Source organism: Leptolyngbya sp. 7M (genome assembly GCF_018128485.1).
Genome location: NZ_CP070897.1, coordinates 1,472,246 through 1,488,655 on the forward strand (window position 1 = coordinate 1,472,246; position 16,410 = coordinate 1,488,655).

The 16,410-nt window shown below is 51.1% G+C and carries 14 protein-coding genes; 6 read left to right on the forward strand and 8 right to left on the reverse strand.

The window, feature by feature from the left end:
- Positions 1 to 58 precede the first annotated feature (58 nt).
- Positions 59 to 1,609 carry an OmpA family protein gene (locus tag JVX88_RS06985; RefSeq protein WP_211626614.1) on the forward strand — a complete coding sequence of 517 codons (1,551 nt, stop codon included), beginning with the start codon at positions 59 to 61 and terminating at the stop codon, positions 1,607 to 1,609.
- A 150-nt stretch (positions 1,610 to 1,759) separates the two neighbouring features.
- Positions 1,760 to 4,951, forward strand: coding sequence for a S8 family serine peptidase (locus tag JVX88_RS06990; protein ID WP_211626615.1), 3,192 nt, complete (start codon positions 1,760 to 1,762; stop codon positions 4,949 to 4,951).
- A 55-nt stretch (positions 4,952 to 5,006) separates the two neighbouring features.
- On the opposite strand, the gene JVX88_RS06995 is transcribed toward JVX88_RS06990, so the two are convergent.
- On the reverse strand, positions 5,007 to 5,945 hold the full coding sequence (locus tag JVX88_RS06995) for a TOBE domain-containing protein (protein WP_211626616.1): 939 nt from the start codon (positions 5,943 to 5,945) through the stop codon (positions 5,007 to 5,009).
- Between the two features lie 95 nt (positions 5,946 to 6,040).
- On the opposite strand from JVX88_RS06995, the gene JVX88_RS07000 reads away from it, so the two are divergent.
- Positions 6,041 to 6,319 carry a hypothetical protein gene (locus tag JVX88_RS07000; RefSeq protein ID WP_211626617.1) on the forward strand — a complete coding sequence of 93 codons (279 nt, stop codon included), beginning with the start codon at positions 6,041 to 6,043 and terminating at the stop codon, positions 6,317 to 6,319.
- The gene (locus tag JVX88_RS07005; protein WP_211626618.1) at positions 6,316 to 7,050 is read left to right on the forward strand and encodes a hypothetical protein; all 735 of its coding nucleotides are present in this window, start codon (positions 6,316 to 6,318) and stop codon (positions 7,048 to 7,050) included. Before JVX88_RS07000 ends, JVX88_RS07005 begins: the two co-directional genes overlap by 4 nt.
- On the opposite strand, the gene JVX88_RS07010 is transcribed toward JVX88_RS07005, so the two are convergent.
- Entirely contained in the window at positions 7,047 to 7,844 is a 798-nt protein-coding gene (locus JVX88_RS07010; protein ID WP_211626619.1) for a hypothetical protein, read from the reverse strand. The genes JVX88_RS07005 and JVX88_RS07010 overlap by 4 nt on opposite strands.
- Before the next feature lie 125 nt (positions 7,845 to 7,969).
- Complete coding sequence (locus JVX88_RS07015) at positions 7,970 to 8,743, reverse strand: glucose 1-dehydrogenase (protein ID WP_211626620.1); 774 nt, start codon at positions 8,741 to 8,743, stop codon at positions 7,970 to 7,972.
- Between the two features lie 89 nt (positions 8,744 to 8,832).
- On the opposite strand from JVX88_RS07015, the gene JVX88_RS07020 reads away from it, so the two are divergent.
- Positions 8,833 to 9,636 (forward strand): class I SAM-dependent methyltransferase, encoded by an 804-nt coding sequence (locus tag JVX88_RS07020; RefSeq protein ID WP_211626621.1) that lies wholly within the window; start codon positions 8,833 to 8,835, stop codon positions 9,634 to 9,636.
- A gap of 45 nt (positions 9,637 to 9,681) precedes the next feature.
- Here the strand turns inward: JVX88_RS07020 and JVX88_RS40485 are convergent, their stop codons facing one another.
- From JVX88_RS40485 to JVX88_RS07035, 3 genes are read right to left on the reverse strand one after another with little or no spacing between them, the layout of a single operon-like run.
- A complete protein-coding gene (locus JVX88_RS40485) occupies positions 9,682 to 9,918 on the reverse strand; it encodes a twin-arginine translocase TatA/TatE family subunit (RefSeq protein WP_211626622.1) in 237 nt (78 codons plus the stop codon).
- Positions 9,919 to 9,950: 32 nt separating this feature from the next.
- Positions 9,951 to 10,904 (reverse strand): prolyl aminopeptidase, encoded by a 954-nt coding sequence (gene pip / locus JVX88_RS07030; RefSeq protein ID WP_211626623.1) that lies wholly within the window; start codon positions 10,902 to 10,904, stop codon positions 9,951 to 9,953.
- A 29-nt stretch (positions 10,905 to 10,933) separates the two neighbouring features.
- Positions 10,934 to 12,763 carry an FAD-binding protein gene (locus tag JVX88_RS07035; protein ID WP_211626624.1) on the reverse strand — a complete coding sequence of 610 codons (1,830 nt, stop codon included), beginning with the start codon at positions 12,761 to 12,763 and terminating at the stop codon, positions 10,934 to 10,936.
- A 542-nt stretch (positions 12,764 to 13,305) separates the two neighbouring features.
- Between JVX88_RS07035 and JVX88_RS07040 the strand changes: the two genes are divergently transcribed.
- Positions 13,306 to 14,715, forward strand: a complete 1,410-nt coding sequence (locus JVX88_RS07040; protein ID WP_211626625.1) for an NAD(P)/FAD-dependent oxidoreductase — start codon at positions 13,306 to 13,308, stop codon at positions 14,713 to 14,715.
- A gap of 10 nt (positions 14,716 to 14,725) precedes the next feature.
- Here the strand turns inward: JVX88_RS07040 and JVX88_RS07045 are convergent, their stop codons facing one another.
- Together JVX88_RS07045 and JVX88_RS07050 are read right to left on the reverse strand one after the other, a co-directional pair.
- Positions 14,726 to 15,481, reverse strand: coding sequence for a tetratricopeptide repeat protein (locus JVX88_RS07045; protein WP_211626626.1), 756 nt, complete (start codon positions 15,479 to 15,481; stop codon positions 14,726 to 14,728).
- The gene (locus tag JVX88_RS07050; protein WP_211626627.1) at positions 15,439 to 16,350 is read right to left on the reverse strand and encodes a 4-alpha-glucanotransferase; all 912 of its coding nucleotides are present in this window, start codon (positions 16,348 to 16,350) and stop codon (positions 15,439 to 15,441) included. The genes JVX88_RS07045 and JVX88_RS07050 overlap by 43 nt, the downstream gene beginning before the upstream one ends.
- Positions 16,351 to 16,410 lie beyond the last annotated feature (60 nt).

A 16,410-nucleotide genomic window follows, 5' to 3' on the forward strand; every position in this document is an offset into this window, starting at 1 on the left:
CGAACAAAGAGGATATGGCATCTTTCAATCTAGGCCATTCTTTCGGAGTAAATAAGTTATGATCAATTCCAGGACCAAATTCGGCACTCTATTCACATTTTTTATCCTCATTGTGTCCGGAACGACATTTGCCCAATTGGACATCGGCCGCCGCACCACTGCGATCACTTATCCACTTGATGAACAGGTGACTGTAGCCTTCCGCGGCACTACCCGATTTCCAAGAATGAAGGGCGAGGCTCGCATCCGACGTACAAGTCGAAACGGCACACAAATAGATCTTTCGGTCTCGAAAATGCCGCGCCCATTCGAACTTGGGAAAGGTTACGCGACCTACGTTCTCTGGGCGATCTCGCCCGAAGGGCAGATCGATAATCTCGGCGAGATAAAACGTCGCGGGTTCTTCGAATTCGATTCCAAGATAAGCGTAACTACTCGCTTGCAAACCTTTGCGCTGATAATCACCGCCGAGCCGCATTTTCTGGTCAGGCGCCCAAGTCAGGAAATAATGCTGGAGAATTTGAATCCTGTAGCGCGAAGCGGACGGGTAATCGCCACGATCCCAGCGGTGCAGTATTTTGGTAATGCAAGTGATTATTTCCGCGATGCGCGGACGCCAGAGATAGCAGAGGTAGATTATTCGAAAACTCCGTCAACAATTCTACAGGCAAAGCAGGCAATTGCTCTTGCCCGCTTTGCCGGCGCGGATCGCGATGCAACCGAAGAGCTTGAGTCTGCCGAGGCCCTGCTTCAAACGGCGGAAGAGGCGTGGCGTGCAGGCCGTCCGGAAGAAACGGTTGATGTTACGGCCCGAAGCTCTATCGCAACCGCTGTGAAAGCGGAATCGGTGGCGATGACCCGTCGTGAAGCACGAGAGGCACGGAACGAAAAGACTAGAACAGATGCGGAGATGCGGGCACTCGAAGATAAGCTCACAGACGCGATGAATCAGATAGAGGACCTCCGTGCCGAACTCTCTGCTGAAACTCGTGATAAGGAACTTTCTCAGCGTGATGTGCAGAATTTTCAGAATCAGATCCGCGACCTCCGGGCCGAGAATGGGCGTTTGCGTGAAGAAGTTGGAAGGCTTCAGCTAGAATCGTCGAATTTGAAGGCACGGATATCAGCCTACGAGAACCGTGAACGCGAGGCGGAAACACAAAGACAGCGGGAGGAGCGGATTGCCGCCATCGAGGCCAATCAACCTGCTCTGATGACCGCCCTTCGCCGCTTTGGAGCGGTAACGAAAAACGAACGCGGAATCGTTTTGACGCTTCCCGAAAATTTCTGGTCCGCCATCCGTTCGACATCGTTTGCGGCCGGTTCGGATTCAAAACTTCTTGCGATCAGCGAACTGCTTGCCAATAATCCCGATTATCGGATCACGATCGAATCGCATACTGACAACAGCGGAGACTTAGTGGAGCTAGAAATATTGACTCAGCAACGGTCACAGGCACTTGCAAATCGAATGTCGGAATTCGGGGTTGCTGGAGACCGTATCCAACCGCGCGGAATGGGTTCACATACGCCGATAGCTCCGAACACCACAAATGCAAACCGAGCGAGGAACCGCCGTGTGCATATGATCCTTGTTCCAACGATCTGAGCTGACCTCTGTAAAACAGGCATTCCAAACCCGGCGTTTCTGTTGAGAGAGGCCGGGTTTTGCATTCGAAAACCATAGCACTTCGGGAAACAACGTGGTATCCTCAAATTACTTTATCGAAACAACACTCCGGAGGATTCCAGTAAGATCATGAGACCTGTTTCTTCGCGTATAGGAGCATTGGCCTTCTTTGCGCTTGCCGCATTTATTGCGTGGATAGTTTCCGGTTCAGAACAGCCGTTAGCCCAACATCGAACCGAGCCGCAATTCAAAGGAGCCTTCGCACGTTTTGCATCGGCAGATAGTCTGACCGAAGCGATACGAAACAAGGACTTCGAATTGGTGAGGGTAAATTTCAGATCATTGGAAGAACGCGACCGCCATGCGAAAGACTTAGTGTTTGTTCAGGACTTCGGGAATTCAGCCATCGTCGCAACAAAAGACCGGCGAAAGCTTGAGCAAGGCGGGGCCGACATAACGCGTCTGGAAACTACCGTCCATCTTCCGGGTAGCTCCTTCGATCCAGTGAAAACGCCGCCGGCCAGTTCGATCGCGGCGTCGGTTGGATCATCTGACACAGAAGGGTACTTCGTGGTTCAGTTCGGTGCGGCGACGGATGATCAGCTTCTAAATAGCCTTCGTGATATTGGGCTCGAGGTCATCCAGTATGTTCCGCACCAGGCATTCATAGTTTACGGTTCCTTTAATTCAGCGGGTCTCGCCGCGGAGCACTCCAGGGTTCGCTGGGTCGGTGAGTATTTGCCAGATCATAAGATGCCAGCAGAATTGAAGTCATTTGTGGATACTGTCAAAGATAATGTCGCCACATTCGACATAGCATATTTCTCAAGGGCAGATGTGGGTCTTGTCGCTAACGAATTTCGTTCATCGATCCGTGGGCGCGTGATCAGCGAGAATCGGCTGCCGAACAATTTCTTTAACGTAGTTCGGGTTGAAATGCCGGTTTCAGAGCTGGAAAGTGTGATCCGGCTTCCGCACGTTTTCCGCATCGATCCATACATCAGGCCTCAGATCGAGGACGAACGAGCTGCTCAGATAGTTGCCGGGAATTACGTTAACGTAACCACATTGAACCCGCCGGGATATGATCCGTTGGCACAGTTTGGAGCCGACGGCACGGGTGTTACCGTTATGGTCTCAGACGACGGCATAAGCATTCCCGGAAATGGCGGATTTTACGTAACTGCCTCTAATACAATTGATGGCCCGCTTCGCGGCGCTACGGCCGGTGCGGCGGGCGGCCATGGGCATATCAACGCAAGCATCATTGCCGGCTGGACGCCATTCGGTATCCTCGACCCTACCGGTTACAACTATGGTATCGGTGTCGCACCGAGAGCAAATATTATCAACATTCCATTCTTAAAGAGCGGGAATACAACGACCGATGCTCAGGCTGTTGACGATGCTTTGAACACGCTCGGCCCGAACGGCGTGCGCGGTACCATTTCAAACAATAGCTGGGGCTCAGGTACGAACGGAAACAGCTACGATTCATTTGCAGCGACGTATGACGGTCTTGTGCGCGATGGTTCGTTCGCAGCGAGCATTGATCCATTCTCGATCATCTTCTCGGCAGGTAACTCCGGAACGTCTGGGCTCACTCGTCCAAAGATGTCAAAGAACACGATCGCCGTTGCAAATTCGGAGAATATCCGAACAGAGCTTGGCGGTACTGGTGCGGACAATATGGACGATCTCAGAAGCACATCCAGCCGCGGCCCTGCAGCGGATGGCAGGATCAAGCCCGACATCACTGCTCCGGGAACTGTGATCACCGGCAGCCGGGCCGGTACTTGCGGATCAGTTACCTCCTGTTTTGATGCAAATCATGCTTACAGCTCTGGCACCTCACATGCCGCACCGCAGGTCGCGGGTGCGGCGGCCCTTTTCACCCAGTATTGGAGGGATAGAAATGCCGGAGCAATGCCGCGACCTTCTCTGATCAAGGCCGCGATCATAAGCACTGGCCAAGAAATGAACGGCAGCATCACAAATACGTCCACTATCCCGAACGGCAACGAGGGCTGGGGGCGAATGAATATGAAGTTTATGATGAACACCGGCGTTCCGATGAAATACGTGAACGAAACGCAGGAGTTCTTCAGTCCTGGCCAAAACGTCGTTTATTCAGGCACGGTCGGAGACCCCTCAAAACCTTTTAGGGTAACGTTGGTCTGGACCGATCCGCCAGGTGTTTCCAATCCGGCATTGGTAAATAATCTCGATCTTTCTGTACAGGTCGGGGCGAATCTATATCGTGGCAATGTGTTTTCAAACGGACATTCAGCTACGGGCGGAGCTTTTAGCACGGTCGATAATGTTGAGAACGTATTTCTTCCTGCCGGGATCGCTGCCGGAACGCCGATAACTATCACGGTCAATGCAACAGCTTTGAACGGCGACGGCATTCTGGGCAATGCAGATGCGACAGACCAGCATTTTTCGCTAGTTGCGTATAATTTTGCCGAAGCTCCAGAGACGCAGTCCGCGCCGTTCGACTTTACAGGTGATGGACGTTCCGATCTTTCGATTTACCGCAGCTCGCTCGGCGAATGGTGGTATAGCGCGCTCGCCGGCGGTGGGGGCGCTCTTCAGTTCGGAGCTACGACTGATGTGATCGTGCCCGGCGACAATACAGGTGATGGCAAGACCGACTTTACACTGTTTCGTCCGTCAACCGGTCAATGGTTCGTCCTAAGAAGCGAGGATTATTCCTACTTCTCTTTCCCGTTCGGATCGGCAGGCGATATCCCGGCAGCCGGTGACCTTAATGGTGACGGCCGCGATGATTTCGCTCTGTTCCGCCCGTCGGTTGGTATCTGGTACATCCAGTTTGCGGCTGGCGGCACTCAGGTAACCCAATTCGGACAATCCGGAGACCTTCCCGCAGTAGGTGATTATGACGGCGATGGCATCGCGGATCTTGCCATCTACAGGCCGAACGGGGGGGCCGGCGGTGAATGGTGGATCTCACGAAGCTCCGCCGGAGTTGTTGCATTCCCGTTTGGTACGGCGACCGATCGTGTGATCCCGGGCGATTTTACAGGAGACGGTAAGACCGATGCGGCAATTTGGCGTCCGTCTAACGGATTTTGGTACATCCTACGCAGTGAGGACAATTCGTTCTATGGATTCCCGTTCGGTTCGGCTGGAGATATTCCGGTCCCTGGCGATTACGATGGTGATGGACGGTTCGACCCCGCAATATTCCGAACGTCGAATTCAAATTGGTTCATCGACAGGACCACCGCGGGCATGTTGATAACGCAGTTCGGCTTGGCCGGAGATACACCTGTTCCGTCGGCATTCGTTCGCTAGTCGTTTAATACTTATGGTCAAAAGCCCCGATGGACTGTTCCGTCGGGGCTTTTAGTCAATTAGCAAGTACGGCAATGCGGTCAGGAGGCAAGCCGACCATACATTCATCTCCGATCTCAAGACCAACCACGCGGAGGACGAGAGCTTCAAGCACTAATCCAGAGCAATCAAGCAAAACCCGCGTCGTCGGACCCATAGGATGAATTGCAGTTACGCTTGCTTTCAATAGGTTATCTTCCGGGAATGAGGCGCCGAAGGAGATCGATATCTGCTCGGGCCGGATGGCAAGAGTAACGTTCTTGTTTATTGCTCCAAGTTTAGCTTTCTCGGTAGGCCTTGCGAACAAACGATGCTCACCTTCTATCGTAACGAATTCCGGCACATCGTTTTTTGATGAGGTCAGTCGCCTTGCCTCGATAAGATTATGTCGGCCAACTGCTTTCGCTACAGCGACGGTTGATGGCTCGTCATAGACTGTTTGCGGGAGGGCATCCTGTTCAAGCTCTCCATGCAAGATGACCAGAACACGGTCTGCGTATTCAAGTGCGTCTTTGAAATCTTCGGTGGAGAAGATCACGATGCTGCCAGATTCCGCAACCGACGTTATCTGATCGCCTATTCTGGATCTTTCGGTCTTAAATCTCGCAGCAAAAGGCGAGTCGATCAACAGAATTCCGGCGTCCTTTGCATTCTTAATGGCTTCGAGAGGTGAAAACGATCCCGAGCGTTTCGAACTCCTCCGTATCGTAAGGCCGAAAAAGTCGAATCCTGCGTCACTCTGCTTTGATATCAAAACAGGCGGACTGGTCTCAGGGTCAGCATTTCCCCCGTTCGCCCGTTCGCTTCCCGCGATGATCCTGAGCAGAGAATCTGAGCTTCGAGCATCATCAGAATAAACAGCAATAATTTCTCCTGAAACCGCTGAGAACGAGACATTCCGTAAGATCCAATCATTACCGAGCCGTTTTGAGATCGAATTGACACGAAGGGACATAATTGCAGGAAAAAGGGAACTTTCAGACCAACTGAGCGTGCAAACAAAATTATCCTGTTGTCATCGGAATAAAGCAAGTTTAGACTTTATCGCTGATGGAAAAGGAAAAAAGGACTATCGGGCGAAAGATTCTCCACGCGGGAGGCTGGCAATTGGTAAAACGCGGAGCAAAGATGCTCCCGTTCGGCGGCACGCTGGTGGTGGTGGCATTGGTCGGACACGATATTAGACGAAAAGGTGTTGTAAAGGGTGTGATAAACTCGGGACTGGACGCTTTGCCGATCATCGGATTAGCGAAGAACGGCATTGAGTTGGTCGCGGGCGATTTTTTCCCCGATAAAGAAGTTCCCGTAAACGGCAAGGAGAAGAAATGAATTTTGATCGAAGATCCTTGAATGGTGTTTTCTCGGTATTTCTTTTAACTATCTTGGTCGTTGGTGCAGGCGACGTATTTGGCCAGACCGCCCGTCGCCCGACGAATTCCACGCGGCCGGCCGCGTCGCCAACTCCCGACCGTCTCCCTGTTGAAGTGATCAGCCGGGCTGATCAATACATTGACCAAAATGGGCGTGTCGTAACTCCTGAAAGCAGTGATCTCGCGGCGGGAGCGGAAGGTTCGTCAGGTAACGACCCGAAGCTTGCTGAGCTTGAGCTTCGGATCCGTCAATTAGAGGCGGCCGGCAAAGATGCAAAGGATGAAAAGAAGGATGTCCGGCAAAGCCTTGCATTGAATCTGGATATTTTGACAAAGGCCGAACAACGCGTTGAGTCGCTCAGAAAACAGTACTTTGAAATGGTTGAAAAAGAGGGCGAGATCCAACGCCGACTTGACACGCTTGAGGTTGAACTGCGTCCCGAATCGATAGAAAAGAACGTAGCGTTTGCAGGGTCGCTTCGACCCGAGGCACTCCGCGAGGCTCGGCAAAAAAACCTTGCCGCCGAAAGAACAAAGCTGCAGAATCTGCTAACTGAGATCCAGCGTAATAAAGCGGCAATTGAAGCAAACATCATGCGTGCTGATCAGCTTGTTGAGCGTTTACGGGTGCGGCTCGAAAAAGAAATAGACTCAGCGCTGGGCGATGGGACTCAGAACTATCCTCTTTAGTTCTTTGGTGTTTCTGTTGCTTCTTTTCTTGCCTTTTCTCTACAATTCTTGGCTACCGCAAGCACGGCGATCGTTCTAAGGAAACGGTCGTCGAGTGCACGGGCATTCGAAAGCGCAAGTTCAAAATCGTTGCGGCTGATCTCAAGAAATGTCTTTTCAAGGTCGTAACCCGGCGTTCCGTAACTGGCTGTAAACCCAAAATTCTTGCCGATTATCTGCCGATAGGCGGCGGCAGACAACAGGTCCGGATCTTTCAAACGATTTATGACACGAACCGCTTCGGCCAGTTCTTCTAAAGCAAAACCGTGATCGAATTTCTCATATTGAAATGCCAGGCCTAGAAGGACCTTGGCCTTTGTTACCGAAGTTTCAGATGTACGGGCCAACTTTGCGATCTCGTTCAAGGTTTGATAAGCAAATGCCCGGTCATTTATATTCTGCAGCTGTTTTTCCGCTTGCTTGAAGGCGAGTATGGTACGATGTTCCAGTTCCGGGACCTTCTTTGCGTAACGCTCCGCGTCAGAAAATCGTTCCTCCTCGATCGCGAGTTCAGACCGGAGGAACCAAAAATAATTAGTTAGATCGGTGCGAACGCGATCTTCCTTTATCTTATCAAGCCACGACTCGGCGGTCTTGAATTGTTCCTCGGTTTTGCTCGCCCGAACAAGCCCAAGGATCATAAAGTCCGTTAAGGCCCCTTTTTCGTCCGCTTCCTCAAGTTCCTTGAGCCGGGCGTCGAAACCGCTTTCGACGGACGCGTTCGATCTTTCCCGTTCGCCTAGCCTGCGGTTCATATCCTCGCTAATGAGCGACGTTGCCCGAGCTTTCGCCTTTCCACGTCCCTGAGGCGTTCGGTGAATTTGTCTTCTGTTGAAGTTCAGAATTACACGTCAGGCATTGTCCTGTATAAAACATAACTCTAAACAGTCATGCCGCCGTCAACGGCGATCGTCTGGCCGGTGATGTAGCTGGATGCGTCAGAGGCGAGGAAAACGATAATACCTTTTAGCTCGCCTTCCTCCCCGATGCGTGGTATGACGTTGTTTTCTTGAATTGAACGCTCGTAGATGTCGATCACCGCGTCAGCAAGGCGTGAATGAAAAAAGCCGGGAGCGATTGCATTTACCCGAATTCCGCGCCGTCCCCAACTTGCGGCAAGTTCGCGAGTCAGTCCGATCAATCCTGCTTTGCTGGCGACGTATCCCGAGTAAAAAGGTCCGTTCGCCGATGAGGTCATTCCCGCGATCGACGCAATGTTGATGATCGAGCCGCTGTTGTTCTTGAGCATTTCGCGGCCCGCGGCCTGTGCCATCAGGAAACAGCCGGTCAGGTTAACATCGATCACTTTTTGCCACTGTTCGACAGTCATATCTTCCGGCATTGCGCCCCAGGATATACCCGCATTATTGACCAGAATATCTAGTCCACCAAACTTCTCGACCGTCGTATTCACTAGTCCCCCAACTTGGTCAGGTTGTGAAACATCGCAAATCATTCCGGCCACATTGAATCCGCGTTCGGAAAATTCAGCGATCGTTTCGTCCAGCCATTCCGGCCGACGAGCACATAGCATCAAACTTGCTCCGGCTTCTGCAAGAGCCTCGGCCATTTCCTTGCCGATGCCACGAGACCCGCCAGTTACGATAGCGACCTTTCCTGTCAGATCGAATAATTCAGAGATGTGTTTTGTCATTGGAAGAAAAAAAATCAGACTAGCATAAAGCGCTGCTTTTCTGTTATCTGCGGCTTTCATTTCATTCTTCGCTGGGATTTAATAAAGCTATGCCAAAGACCGAGAGGGAACTCGCTTTTCTGCGAGATCTTTACATCACCGAAGATTTTACGCGGCGCTTCACAGAGCTTGCTGATAAACATTTAAGTTTGGCTTCAGCAGAGAGTGTCCTTTATCTTAACGCAGGCACTGGAACGCATTGTATCGCATTGGCTGAGGCGGCGGGCAGTGAAACTGCGATATTTGCAAAATGCGAGAATCAGGAATTACTTAACATCGTTCGCGATAAGGCTGCTGCACTTCGCGCGGAGATCGATATTTCGACGGGCGATTTCAACGATGACTCGTTTGATATGGTGATCGCTGATGGAAGTCTTGTTCCGTCAGAGAATATAGCTGAATTTGTGAATGAAGCGGCTCGCGTAACCTCGCCGGGGGGGACGGTCTTCGTTATGCTTCCGACGGCGGGAAGCTACGGAGAGATCTTCTCACTGCTTTGGGAAGTGCTGCTTGATCAGTCGTCAGGCTCTACAGAGAATGCCGCGAATGAGTTGATAGGCGCGATACCGAGCAGGTCGAAGTTAGAGGAGATCGCAAAAGCCACTGGCTTGGAGAAGATAGAGATTCATATCGCCAACGAGATCTTCGAATATGAGGATGGGGCGGCGTTCGCGGCAGCTCCGCTGGTAACCGATCATCTTATGCCGGAGTGGTTCAAAGGCTCCTCGGACGAACGGCAGTCGGACATAATGTCGAAGCTTTCCGCACTGATTGATTCGGAAGATGGGGATCTGGCCTTTAGATTTTCAGTTAAGGCAACTCTATTAAAAGCGCGAAAGGCTTATGTTAATTGATCTGTTGAAGGAAGAAGCGAGCTATCGGGAAAATACAACAGGTCCCTATCTTTCATTGGGTGCATCAGCCGAACGAAGACGCTTTTCTTCGGCTTCCTCGAGTTCTGCCTCGCGCATTCCTTCTTTAAAGGCCTTGCGAGATTGACCGAGAGCTTTGGCAAGCTGTGGCAGTCGTGTCGCGCCGAATAAGAGAAAAAGAACCGCGACGATCAAAATTATTTCCGTTGTGCCTAATGCGATAGCAAACATAATTACCTCATAAAAGAGAACGCTTTCGGACATTTCTGAACGTTAGCCGATCCTATGCGAGTATATCATAAGCCTGCCGTGCGAAACCTATCCATCGCATCAACTAGAGCCGAAGTGATGCCTTTTTCAGAGACCGAATGTCCGGCATCCGCAACCACAATGAATTCGGCTTCGGGCAAAGCTCGGTGTAGTTCCCATGCAGAGGTCATAGGACAGACTACGTCATAGCGGCCTTGAACGATCACGGTAGGAATGTCCCGGATCTTGTCCACGTTATTCAAAAGATAGTTATCATCAGGAAAGAACGATCCGTTCATAAAATAATGACATTCGATACGGGCTAAACTGAGAGCTTCATGCTCGCCTTCCCAATGATCGACCAACTCTTGATCGGGGAAAAGTTTAGATGTTGCTCCTTCCCAGGTGCTCCACGCACGAGCGGCCGAAAGGCGAACTGCCTCATCGTCGCTGGTCAGGCGCTTATGATAAGCGGTCATAAAGTCATCGCGCTCTTCTTCCGGTATCTCATCACGATACCGTTCCCAAAAATCGGGAAAGATCTCCGACGCTCCGTATTGATAGAACCATTGAAGCTCCTTCTTGCGCGTCAGGAAAATACCACGGAGTATCAATCCTAAACAACGATCCGGGTGATTTATGCCGTATGCCAGGCTAAGTGTGCTGCCCCAGGATCCACCGAAAACATACCACTTATCTATACCAAATTTTTCCCGCAATGCTTCGATGTCATTGATCAGATCCCATGTAGTGTTCTCCCGTAGTTCTGCATGCGGGGTCGAGCGCCCAGAGCCGCGCTGATCGAAAAGCACAACGTGGAAGGCTTCAGGGTCAAAGAATTGCCGATACATTGGTATCAATCCTCCGCCGGGCCCACCGTGAAGAAAGACCACCGGAATGCCGTCAGGATTCCCGACGCGTTCCCAATAGATCTCGTGTATATCAGAGACCTTTAACATTCCCGAATCAAAGGGCTCGATCTCCGGATAGAGTGTTTTCATATGTGTTGATGATATCTGATGAACTGACCTCAAACCAAGCGGTGGGGATTCTTTGATCGCTCAAAGCCATCCGCACTCCAGTATTCGCTACCAACCCCGTGGTGTACAAAGAAAAGCCCTTCGGGATCATATTCTCTCTTGACGGCAGCTAGGCGCGGATAGTTAGCTCCCCAAAAAGAATCCTGCCAGTCATTCTCAAAGAAATCGCCTTCTGAAACATATGATCCGGAAGACGGAGCTAGTCTTAGGATCTCATTCATTGCTCGGTCCACCATTTGCCTCTTCTTACGAGAATCTTCAATGTTCGGCTTCTTGCCGGGGATCCCAGTAAACGCCGGCTCATCGTCGCTTGCACAGATCGCAAGAGCGAAGGCATCCAATACTTTCGGATTTGTTGCGGTATCGCGAGCGGCCGCTATATCTTCTTCGGAAGCACCAGCGAGTCCCTTGTTGAAATGCAGCGAGATGCTCCAATTTCGCGAGCTTTCGAACAGTGCGTTTACAAGCTTTTCCCGTTCGTCTCTTTTCAACAGAGATGCGGGCAGCCATGCGGACTTATAGGCATTGAGAACCTGGCCGACCTCGCCGCGGTCTCCCACCCAAAAGATATTACCGTCAGGCGCTCCGGGGCGGTCGTCCGACAGAACGAATTCCGGATGGTTCTTTTTCCAATATTGCGGGTCCCAAAAACTTCTTGCCGGAACGGCCTGCGTAATAACTGGTTGTTCAATTGTATAGTCATCGGGCGAGGAGTTCAGCCACTCAATGAGTGGCCGCCATACTTCACGGGCCTGATCTGCGTCCAGACCCGCAAATACCATACGGACACTGATACGGTTACCGTGTCCAAAAACAATTTGCTCGCCCCAGTGGCGGTTAAAAAGAACTTCCGCGTAATGATCGACCACCTTTGCCACCAATTGCTTGAATGCCTCATCAGACGAGGCCTTGACGGAAAGGAAGACGGCTCCGAAACGCTCGGGAAGTTCACGGGTACGGAGAGTAAGCCGAGTAATGATGCCAAGACTTCCGCCTCCGCCGCCTTTTAGCCCCCAGAACAGTTCCGGTTCGCTGCAGGCATTGGCTATTCTGATCTTACCGTCTGCGGTTACTACTTCCGCTTCGATCAGTCCTGCGGCCGCCATGCCGTAGTATTTCGAGAAGCTTCCGAAACCCCCGCTTTGTATCAATCCGGCAACGCCGACTGTTGCACAGCCACCACCTTGGACATACCGCCCGCCGTTTGTTACCACTTCATGATAGGTATGCATCCAGATCGCACCGGACCCAACTGAGACCGCCGGCTGGGGTGTTTGCTTTCCTTTGCAGCCTTTGCCGACAAATGAATCGTGTATTGTTATTTGATTCATTGCACGTGTCCAGACCAAAAGCGAATCAGGAGCGCATGAAGTGCCTTGATAACTATGACCTCCGCCTTTTACAACTAACCTAAGCTTATTCTTGCGCGCAAACTTAACTGCCGCAGCGATATCACGAGAGTTCTCTGCTGCAACCGCATAAACACTCGGTTTAGATTCCCAGGCCCCGACCCAACCTGAGGTTTGGGTCAGAGCCGGATCGTCACCAATGAAGTATGGATTCTTAAGTGATCGAAAGAGTTCTGAGCATTCCTTGCTGCCGGCATCGTTTTTGCAAACCAATAGTGGAGATTCAAGTTTAATCAACCGTCCTCGGAGCTGTTTGCGAAGGGTTTCCCACTTTGCTGCGGACGGCCATTCCCTGTCACTCGGCCTTACTCGCCGAAATGGTGAGGGTGTCGAGCCCGTTTTCTGCCCATCCGAAGCGATAGGAAATAATGGGATCGATGACAGATATTTTAGGAAATCTCTTCTAAACATCTTATGCCTCCAATGTTGATAGTTGTTTTAAGTTTTAACGTAGAATACATAACTTGGAAAGAGAGGAGGTATAAAATATCATTCATCAGATGGAGAAAGGTGCTTTTATCGGAATGATCATATCCGGGATCTTGGCTTTGGTCTTCAGTGTCTTTACCGGATTATTCGGATGGATGATATGGGGGGTTGCTCTTAATGGGTTCATGGGCCAATCAAGAGCAGTAAATGGCTCTATGTACACTTATGGGATCACATCTTTTCTTGTGATGGCTCTAGCAACAGCCTTTTGCATTGGTGCAATTTACTTTCTTGCCCGAGGCCGCAGATGGAATGCTTGGCTTGCCTCAGTGCTCTCCTTAACATTATCCGCTCTATTTTCGATCGTGGGTCATCTAGTTTGTCTGATAATTGCGATCCTGGTTGCAAATGCAATGCGGATCTGATCTAGCTGCAGATCATCTCTGCGAACGGCCCTGCCCTGATGGTGGGATGTATATCTCCACTGTTAGGAGTTATGAGTTATGATTTATCTTTAGGTCAAGATGAGTGGTCGACCAAAAGTTGTGATCATCGGCGGAGGCTTCGGTGGGCTTTGGGCTGCGAAGGCTTTAGCTAATAAGCCAGTACACGTAACACTTATCGATCGCAAGAATCATCACGTTTTCCAGCCGCTCTTATATCAGGTTGCGACCGCCGTGCTTTCGCCGGGCGAGATCGCAACACCGATCCGACGCATACTACATTATGCAAGGAATATCGAGGTAATACTGGGAGAGGCCGTCGATTTCGACACCAACGGCAACACCGTTACGCTCGATGACGGAACGATCGTCCCGTTTGACTACCTGATCGTCGCGGCCGGAGCCCGACATGCATATTTTGGCAATGATCATTGGGAAACTTCCGCTCCGGGATTAAAGACTATTGAAGACGCGGTCGAGATCCGCCGCCGCGTACTGCTTGCGTTCGAACTTGCTGAAAGAAAAGCGGCACTTTCAGGAAGTATTGAGCCTCTGAACTTCGTCGTGGTCGGTGGCGGCCCCACAGGAGTAGAGCTTGCCGGAGCGATAGCCGGCATCGCCAGACAGGCGCTAGCAAAAGATTTCAAAGCGATCGATACTCGCAAAGCGAACGTTATTCTTTTTGAAGGTTCTGACCGAGTGCTGGGCACGTTTGCGGCAGATCTCTCCGACAGCGCCAAGATACAGCTTGAAGAACTTGGCGTCGATGTACGTTTGAATAGTTTTGTGACTGACATAGAGCCGGGATGCGTAAAGGTTGGCGATGAATGGATCGAGTGCGACGTTGTTCTCTGGGCTACGGGGGTTGCAGCATCTCCGCTCGGCAAACGACTAGGAGCCGAAACCGATAAAGCCGGTCGTGTGTTGGTCGAGCCCGACCTTTCACTTCCCGGGCACAAAAAAATTCTTGTTATAGGCGATATGGCGTCCATTAAACAGAAGAATGGTGAGCCAGTTCCGGGAGTTTCGCCTGCCGCGATGCAAATGGGTGCCTTTGCGGCTAAGAGTATCCTTGCAGATCTGAAAGGTCGGGAAAGAACTGCTTTCGTTTATGTAGATAAAGGCTCAATGGCAACAATTGGCCGGAGCCGTGCGATCGCTCAAGTAGCCGGACTAAAGTTAAAAGGCTTCATCGCCTGGTTATTCTGGCTTTTCCTTCACGTTTTCTTTCTTATTGGTTTTCGCAATCGGGTCCTGGTGATGCTCGAATGGTTCTGGGCATATCTTACCCGTGAACGTTCTGCCCGTCTGATCACGGGCGATGCCGCGGAACTCCGGAATGCGCTCCTGTTCCTCGAGGGCGCATCGGCTGTGGAAGCACTGGAAAATTTGAAACAGAACGACTATAGGAGGCAAGCTGAAGATACGCTGGTGGGAGCCGCCGCCCGCAGCGGAAACAGAGAGAAGGTTGACCGGGACAGAGTTCGTTAATCGAGCAAGGTCAGAAATTCGCACTTCGCAGGATCTTAACGAATCGCGGATCGTCACGAACTACATCAAAGTTCAATCCTACGTTCATAACGATCACATTGTTATCGTGTTCGCTCACTGCTTTTTCAAGAAGTTCAAATGCCTTTTCTTTTTCTCCCAAGCCTATGTGCACAAGGGCGATATGATACGGCGATACGTGCTTTTGTTTGGCTGTTTCAGTAAGTTCGCTTAGGATCTGCCGTGCGGCCTCAACATTTCCAACCATTCCGTGAAAAAATCCGAGATCGGCTTTGAAGTGAATGATCCCGTTCGAATCTTCGACAACTCTTTGGGATTCAGCCAGCCCGGCTTTACGATCTCCTGAAAAGAAAAGCGCACGTGCACGGTAGTGGCGAGCGATCAGAAAATTCGCATCCATCTGCAATACCTTATCGGTGGTCTCAAGTGCCCTCGTAAATTGCCGAGAAGCGTTATAAGCCAATGCCGGCGCCGTGTGCGCCGAAAGCGAGGTCGGATCAAGTTCGATCGCTTTTTGCATTTGCACCAAACTCTCATCGTATCTGGCCTGGAAAACCAAAAATTCACCGTACCATTGGCGAGTATTGGCGTGATTCGGATTCAATTCGATGGCCCGAAGATACGAACTTTCCGCTGCTTTCCAGTCAAAATCGTATTGCGCTTGAACGTATGCCAAAACCGTGTGGGCCTCGGCAAGTTCACCGTCTATCTCAAGTGCACGCGTGGCGGCGATGCGGGCTTTAGGCAAAAATTCTTTATCCTGATCGACCGCATAAAAAGGTAGATAGCATAGGTTTCGGCAAGTCCGGCGTGGGCGAGTGCGAAACTTCCATCAAGTTCGATAGAACGGCTGAAATGTTCGATCGCGCGGTCAAGGTCTTTGGCAGTGCGTTTGTTCCAGAAATATCTACCGAGCAGGTATCCCTGATAAGCCTGGATATTTTCCGTCCCTTTTCGCCCAAATCTCTCGCGCTCCCTTTCGTCGATCTGTATTGCCAACGACCGTGCGATCTGTTGGCTGATAGAATCCTGAACCGCAAAGAAGTTGGTAAACTGGTCGTCAAAGTTGCCTGTCCATATCGTGATGTTATCAGCAACACGAATAAGCTGTACGCTTACACGGACACGTTCCCCTACTCGCTGTATCCTGCCATCGAGGATCGCTTCGACCTGCAATTCGCGGCCGATCCCTGCAGGGTCTTCCCGGCTGTCTGCATATTTCAGAACACTGCGGGTTGGTCGGACGGTGAGCTGTTTAAGTGAGCTGAACCTATTGGTCAAAGCATCTGCAAGACTAACTCCCAGGTATGTATCTTTTTGTTCAACGCTAAGGTCTTCGAATGGCAATATTGCTATGGTTCTGATCTCGGTCAATCCGGCGGGAGGAGCCTTTTGGGAAAACCAAAAGGCTCCAAGCACCATTATCGCGATCAAAGGCACGTACGGAGAATCACCATACCCGGTCGGCCCGAGCGGCAGAACCTGCCAATATGTTTGTCCCGCCGCGGCCAGATGATCGGCAAATGAACGCGCCGAAGATCCAAGATCCCCTATGCCGAATCGACCCGGAAGGGATGTTATGTGTAGCAAAATACCGGAACCTCTAGGAAATCTCATCTCATTGACGTAAGGCTTTTGTGTTGAACGACCTCGATTATCGGCGACCGAGCCCTATTG

Coding starts and splice junctions, on each gene's coding strand:
- JVX88_RS06985 (WP_211626614.1), top strand. CDS start 59: ATGATCAATTCCAGGACCAAATTCGGCACTCTATTCACATTTTTTATC.
- JVX88_RS06990 (WP_211626615.1), top strand. CDS start 1,760: ATGAGACCTGTTTCTTCGCGTATAGGAGCATTGGCCTTCTTTGCGCTT.
- JVX88_RS06995 (WP_211626616.1), bottom strand. CDS start 5,945: ATGTCCCTTCGTGTCAATTCGATCTCAAAACGGCTCGGTAATGATTGG.
- JVX88_RS07000 (WP_211626617.1), top strand. CDS start 6,041: ATGGAAAAGGAAAAAAGGACTATCGGGCGAAAGATTCTCCACGCGGGA.
- JVX88_RS07005 (WP_211626618.1), top strand. CDS start 6,316: ATGAATTTTGATCGAAGATCCTTGAATGGTGTTTTCTCGGTATTTCTT.
- JVX88_RS07010 (WP_211626619.1), bottom strand. CDS start 7,844: ATGAACCGCAGGCTAGGCGAACGGGAAAGATCGAACGCGTCCGTCGAA.
- JVX88_RS07015 (WP_211626620.1), bottom strand. CDS start 8,743: ATGACAAAACACATCTCTGAATTATTCGATCTGACAGGAAAGGTCGCT.
- JVX88_RS07020 (WP_211626621.1), top strand. CDS start 8,833: ATGCCAAAGACCGAGAGGGAACTCGCTTTTCTGCGAGATCTTTACATC.
- JVX88_RS40485 (WP_211626622.1), bottom strand. CDS start 9,918: ATGTCCGAAAGCGTTCTCTTTTATGAGGTAATTATGTTTGCTATCGCA.
- pip (WP_211626623.1), bottom strand. CDS start 10,904: ATGAAAACACTCTATCCGGAGATCGAGCCCTTTGATTCGGGAATGTTA.
- JVX88_RS07035 (WP_211626624.1), bottom strand. CDS start 12,763: ATGTTTAGAAGAGATTTCCTAAAATATCTGTCATCGATCCCATTATTT.
- JVX88_RS07040 (WP_211626625.1), top strand. CDS start 13,306: ATGAGTGGTCGACCAAAAGTTGTGATCATCGGCGGAGGCTTCGGTGGG.
- JVX88_RS07050 (WP_211626627.1), bottom strand. CDS start 16,350: ATGAGATTTCCTAGAGGTTCCGGTATTTTGCTACACATAACATCCCTT.